The sequence below is a fragment of the Pseudomonas sp. IT-P253 genome, assembly GCF_949768125.1.
Lineage (GTDB): Bacteria > Pseudomonadota > Gammaproteobacteria > Pseudomonadales > Pseudomonadaceae > Aquipseudomonas.
Genome location: NZ_CATKPT010000015.1, coordinates 85218 through 91308, shown reverse-complemented (window position 1 = coordinate 91308; position 6091 = coordinate 85218). Strand labels below are relative to the sequence as shown.

The following is a 6091-nucleotide window of genomic DNA, read 5'->3' as shown; positions in this document are numbered from 1 at the left end:
CTGCGCAGCAGTCGTAAAGTCAGACAATGCGGTGCGTCAGACTCACCGCGCCCTCAGGATTTACGACTGCTGCGCAGCCGGACGCAGGCTTCGCCAGCTGCTACGAGGTATGTGTTGCTGCTGAGTTTGCTTAACTGATCGGCATTAGCCTTCGGGGCTCCGTTTTTTTATGGGTTTCAGGTAGACCGCGGTGGGGCATTCGCGAGCAGGCTCCACATTGGAGCGAGTTTGCGCCGTGCGGCTTCGGTGGACCGGTTTAAGCCGGTTCGATGCGAATGATCTCGATCGACTGGTCGCCGGCCGGACGCTGCCACAGCACCTCGTCACCGAGTTGCGCCCCGAGCAACGCCCGGCCCAGCGGTGAACTCCAATTGATCAGGCCTGCCGCCGCATCGGCCTGGTCCTCACCGACCAGTTGCACCGTTTGCTCGGTGTTGTGCTCGTCGGAGAACGTCACACGGCTGCCGATCTGCACTTTTTGTGTCGAGCTCGCGGGCGTCACCACCTGAGCACTTTGCAGGCGCTGTTTGAAGTACCTCAAATCCCGCTCGAGGTCGGCCTGACGTTGCTTGTCAGCCTGTTCACCTTTGCTCGATTGCTCGCTTAGCAGGTGTTGCAACTCGGCGACCTTCGTCTGCAACTGAGCGAGGCCGGCGGGTGTGACGTAATTGGGTTGCGCACTGACCTGCCGTTCGACTGGCTGATCGGCTTGCTCGGCGGCGTTATCTTCATTGACGAAAGCGCGACTCATGATTTTCTCCCGTTATAGGGTTTGGGCCATGGTCGCAGGCTTTAAGTTTCGATGGATGTCTGTCAGCGACGTCATCTCCCACTCCCAGACCGTTCAACGGCCTATAGGAGAAGTCTAGGCGTCAAAACCAGTGTAGGAGCTTGTTAGCTAGTAGTGATACCACTTCACCTCCAGCATCACTTCTTTCTCGGGTGTTGCGAGGTGGCTGAACTCGCGCTGGGCACTCAGGCGCACCCCGAGGTTGCGCGACAACTCCCACTGCTGATTCAGGCTCATGCTGCGGCGTACTTCGCCGTTGGTGAAGAAATCCCCTTTGGTCTCCAGGCTGAAATTGCCCAAAGGGTTTTTCCATAGCACACCACTGTTGAAACCGGCCGCCGGGGCGATGAAGCCCGCGAAGTCGTTGTTGTGCTCCACACGCACGGTGCCCAGGGCAAACCCAAGCAGGTCCTCACCCAGTTGCCATGTCCCGCCGCCGCCACCGTTGACGTGGCTGACCAGTGTTTCGTCGTCATGCTTGCCCGGCACACGCTCCAATCCGCCGGTGACTTGCCACGAAAGCGGTTGTAGCAGCTCATTGCGCGGGGTCAGGGAGCGGATGGTCGCCAGATCAAGCTGCTGGAATTGCCAGTGATTGCCTTCGTACTGGCGCAGCTTCATTTGCAGGATTTCGATCTGCGCGCCGAGGGGGAAGCTCTCGGCGTTGTCATTGAGGTCGTGATAGGCCATGCGCAGGCCATATTCGCCAAACGCTTTGTCGCCCCGGGTGCCGATACCCGCCTGCCAGGTGCGGGATTCGTGGCCGTCTTCGGGCAGGCCGGGTTGCGGGATGTCCAGCTCCGGTGGCGGGTTCTGGCTGATGGCTCGCAGCAGTTCGAAACTGCGCTGCGCCCGCTGCGGATCGCGTTCCTGGCCATTGGCGCGGTAGCGTTCAAGTCGGTAAGCCGCATCGATGATCAGCGCCTGACGGTCGTGCGGTTGCGCCTTGAAGGCCGGTGCCTGCAGTTGCTTCTGGTCGGCGCTGATTTTCAGCACCCATTGCTGTTCTTCCGGATTCAATGGCTGGGCGCGACTCAGCAGTTCACGCTCACGCGACGGACGATACTGAATGGATTCGACCAGTCCGGCTTCCTTCACGGCTTTGACCGTGTCGGTAGGAATGGCCGTCAGTGGAAATTGTTCGGTCAGACGCAGGCTCGGACGGGCCACTTGCAGCAGTTCCAGCAGGCGATAAGAGCAGTTTTCGTCGAAGAAGAAATAGTCGAACTGGATCTGTTTCAGCTCCCAGACGTGCTCGACCATGCGTTCGGTTTCGGCCTGAGTCAGGTTTAGTCGATATTCCCACAGGTCCCGGTTCTCGAGGCTACGGTACTCCGAGAGTTTTTCCTGGTAAGGCACCAGCGCAAACAGCCCCGGATAACCGCCCATCAAGCCTTTCCAGGCATAGAGAATGCTGTTGTCCGAACCTTCGATGTACGCACCGAAGTTGATTGCGTAACTGAGCAGGGCGGTGTGATCGCTCTGCACATCGGCCTGGTCGATGCGCAGCAAGGTGTGGCCAAACATCGATGACGGACTGTTCAGGTAGGCCGCCGGGAAAATCATCACCGCGCTGTGGGGTGAGACGTCCTTGAACCATTGTTTGAACCCGGCGCAGTCCAGTGTCGGTAAACCGGTCAGGTTGAGCTGCGCTTTCAGCCAGCGTGTGCGGGCAGGGTAAACGCATTGGGCGTGTTTTTCGCCGGCACTGGCCGGGGCGTACAGCGCCTGCACGGTTGCAGCCAGTTCACGGTCCGGGTGTTCGTTACCGTCGGGGGCCAGGAAGAATTTATTGTCACTGACGTAGCTGCGCCAGCCGCCGAGCTTGGCGGTTTCGTAGTGGCCCAGGGAAATCCAGAAGGGGTCATTGGCCAGTTGCTGCAAACGTTGATTGTCGATGTGGGGCGCAGCGGCCAGCGGGGCGCAGACACAGAGCGCCAGCCAGGCAAGGCGTTTAAGCATAGTGGGCAACTTAAGTCGAAAGAAACAAAGCCCCGGCGCGGTTGATGCCATCTTGAATGACATTACCCAAAGAGGGGCAGTTCCAAAAAACAAAAAACCCGCTCCCCGGAAGGAACGGGCGGGTCGAGCTTAAGCTTGAGTCGCGTACTTGGCCAGACGCGGATCGTTCTTCAGAACGGCCAGAGTGTTGGTATGCACATCGTCAGCAGTCACATCAGCCTTGTTGAAGATTTGCTGGAAATGCTCGTGTGTCACAGCAGCGAAATGCGCACGGTCTTCCGGCGCCACGCCCAGTACTACAGCGTAAGTCGTTAGCGCCTCGCCCTGACCTTTAGCCATGTCTTCGGACAGCTCGTTCATCATGCCGTTCATGGCAATCCAGGATTTGCCGCCGTAGGTCAGCGACGCATTTGTTGCGCAGCCGTTGGTGCCGGAGGTCATACCGAAAGTTGCGTTGCCGGAAGTGCCGTTGGTGGTGGATGCCAGGAAGTGAGCCGGGGTGCCACGCTGACCTTCGAACAGCATGTTGCCCCAGCCGCAATCCGGGCCGCCTGGCGCCTGCGCCATGGCGTTTAGAGATGCGACGGTGAAGAGAGTACCGAGAAGAATCCGTTTCATAGCTTTGTTCTCTTTATGTGCATACCAATGGACAGGGGGCTGGCCCATTTTGGCGCCAGTTGGGCGGTTATGAGTCCAGCCGCGCAGTCTGGAGTTTAGGCACGATCATGAGGTGGCGTGATTTTTTTGCAAAATATTCATTGAAAACATGGATTTGGCCCCGGCCCGCTTGGGGATGGCGTTTTGTCTAAGCTTTGGCTTGAGGCGCGCCTTGCCAGTCGGGTATTGGCAGCGCCAGAATGCCGCTATCTGCCCCGCCTGATGTAAGGAAGCCCGATGCCTGATCCTGTTGCTGCCAGCTTGCGTCTAGCGCCCGAAGCGCTGACCCGTCCGTTTTCCGCTGAACAGTTCAGCTTCTCTACCACCAATGATCTGGAGCCCTTTCGCGGTGTGCTTGGCCAGGAGCGTGCGGTCGAAGCCTTGCAGTTCGGTGTGGCCATGCCACGCCCCGGTTACAACGTATTCGTCATGGGCGAGCCGGGCACTGGCCGGTTCTCGTTCGTTAAACGCTACCTGAAAGCCGAAGGCAAACGCCTGCAGACCCCGGCGGACTGGGTCTACGTCAACAATTTCGATGAACCTCGCGAACCTCGCGCCCTGGAATTGCCATCGGGCACGGCTGGCGCCTTCATCGGCGACATCAACGGTTTGATCGATAACCTGCTGGCGACCTTTCCAGCCGTGTTCGAGCACCCGTCCTACCAACAAAAGAAAAGCGCGATCGATCGCGCCTTCAACCAGCGCTACGACAAGGCACTGGACGTGATCGAGCGCCTGGCGCTGGAGAAGGAAGTCGCGCTTTACCGTGACGCCAGCAATATCGCGTTCACCCCGATGAGCGAAGGCAAGGCGCTGGACGAAGCGGAATTCGCGCAGTTGCCCGAGGTGGATCGCGATCGTTTTCACGAGGATATTTCCTGGCTGGAAGAGCGCTTGAACGAAGAGCTCGCCAGCCTGCCGCAATGGAAGCGCGAGTCGAGCAATCAACTGCGCCACCTCAACGAAGAAACCATAACGCTGGCCTTGCAGCCTTTGCTCTCTCCTCTGTCGGAGAAGTACGCTGAAAACGCGGCGGTCTGCGGCTACCTGCAAGCGATGCAGGTTTACCTGCTCAAGACCGTTGTCGAGCAATTGGTCGACGACAGCAAGGCTGACGCCGTTGCCCGCAAGATGCTGGAAGAACAATACGCGCCGAGTCTGATGGTGGGGCACTCGTCCAGTGGCGGTGCGCCGGTGGTGTTCGAACCGCATCCGACCTATGAAAACCTGTTCGGCCGTATCGAATACAGCACCGATCAGGGCGCGCTGTACACCACCTATCGGCAACTGCGTCCGGGTGCCTTGCACCGTGCCAACGGCGGTTTCCTGATCCTTGAAGCGGATAAAATGCTCAGCGAACCGTTCGTGTGGGACGCACTCAAGCGTTCCTTGCAATCGCGCAAGCTGAAAATGGAATCGCCGCTGGGTGAGCTGGGCCGGCTGGCGACCGTGACGCTGACGCCGCAACACATTCCGTTGCAGGTCAAAGTCGTCATCATCGGCGCCCGGCAGCTTTACTACACGCTGCAGGACCTCGATCCGGACTTCCAGGAGATGTTCCGCGTCCTGGTGGATTTCGACGAAGACATCCCGATGGTCGACGAGAGCCTGGAGCAGTTCGCCCAGTTGCTCAAAACCCGGACCTCCGAAGAAGGCATGGCGCCGCTGACCGCCGATGCGGTAGCGCGTCTGGCGACCTACAGTGCTCGTTTGGCTGAGCATCAGGGACGTTTGTCCGCGCGAATCGGTGATCTGTTCCAACTGGTCAGCGAGGCGGATTTCATTCGCCACCTGGCAAGTGACGAAATGACCGACGCCGGACACATCGAGCGTGCGCTCAAGGCCAAGGCCACTCGCACCGGGCGCGTATCGGCGCGGATTCTTGACGACATGCTGGCCGGGATCATCCTGATCGACACCGATGGCGCAGCTGTCGGCAAGTGCAACGGGCTGACGGTGCTGGAAGTCGGTGACTCGGCGTTCGGTGTGCCGGCGCGGATTTCCGCCACGGTTTATCCGGGCGGCAGCGGCATCGTCGACATCGAGCGTGAGGTCAACCTCGGCCAGCCGATTCACTCCAAAGGCGTGATGATCCTGACCGGTTATCTAGGCAGCCGTTACGCCCAGGAATTCCCGCTGGCGATTTCCGCCAGTATCGCTCTGGAGCAGTCCTACGGTTACGTCGATGGCGACAGCGCGTCGCTGGGCGAGGCTTGCACGTTGATCTCGGCCCTCTCGAAAACGCCGCTCAAGCAATGCTTTGCGATTACCGGCTCGATCAACCAGTTCGGGGAAGTTCAGGCGGTGGGTGGGGTCAACGAGAAAATCGAAGGCTTCTTCCGGCTCTGCGAAGCCCGCGGGCTGACCGGAGAGCAGGGGGCGATCATTCCTCATGCAAACGTCGCCACGCTGATGCTGGACGAGAAGGTGCTGGCAGCGGTGCGCGCGGGGCAGTTCCATGTGTACGCGGTACGCCAGGCTGATGAGGCGTTGAGTCTGTTGGTCGGCGAGCCGGCGGGGGCGCCGGACGAGAACGGCCAATTTCCTGAGGGCAGCGTCAACGCGCGAGTGGTGGAGCGTCTGCGGGTGATCGCGGAAATGATCAGCGAAGAAGACCTCAAGGAAGCCGAAAAAGAAGCTGCACAGGAAGCACTGGTCGAAGCCAAGTCAGCCTGACATATA

The 6091-nt window shown here is 59.5% G+C and carries 4 protein-coding genes; 1 reads left to right on the top strand and 3 read right to left on the bottom strand.

What is annotated here, in order from left to right; all coding sequences use genetic code 11:
- Positions 1–256 precede the first annotated feature (256 nt).
- The 3 genes from ACM6IR_RS10475 to ACM6IR_RS10465 all read right to left on the bottom strand — a co-directional run bounded on the left by ACM6IR_RS10475 (position 257) and on the right by ACM6IR_RS10465 (position 3370).
- Positions 257–751 carry a GreA/GreB family elongation factor gene (locus ACM6IR_RS10475; RefSeq protein WP_414907643.1) on the bottom strand — a complete coding sequence of 165 codons (495 nt, stop codon included), beginning with the start codon at positions 749–751 and terminating at the stop codon, positions 257–259.
- A 147-nt stretch (positions 752–898) separates the two neighbouring features.
- The gene (locus tag ACM6IR_RS10470; protein WP_414907642.1) at positions 899–2752 is read right to left on the bottom strand and encodes a DUF4105 domain-containing protein; all 1854 of its coding nucleotides are present in this window, start codon (positions 2750–2752) and stop codon (positions 899–901) included.
- 129 nt (positions 2753–2881) lie between these two features.
- Complete coding sequence (locus ACM6IR_RS10465) at positions 2882–3370, bottom strand: DUF3015 domain-containing protein (RefSeq protein ID WP_414907641.1); 489 nt, start codon at positions 3368–3370, stop codon at positions 2882–2884.
- 276 nt (positions 3371–3646) lie between these two features.
- Between ACM6IR_RS10465 and ACM6IR_RS10460 the strand changes: the two genes are divergently transcribed.
- Complete coding sequence (locus ACM6IR_RS10460) at positions 3647–6085, top strand: Lon protease family protein (RefSeq protein ID WP_414907640.1); 2439 nt, start codon at positions 3647–3649, stop codon at positions 6083–6085.
- Positions 6086–6091: the final 6 nt, after the last annotated feature.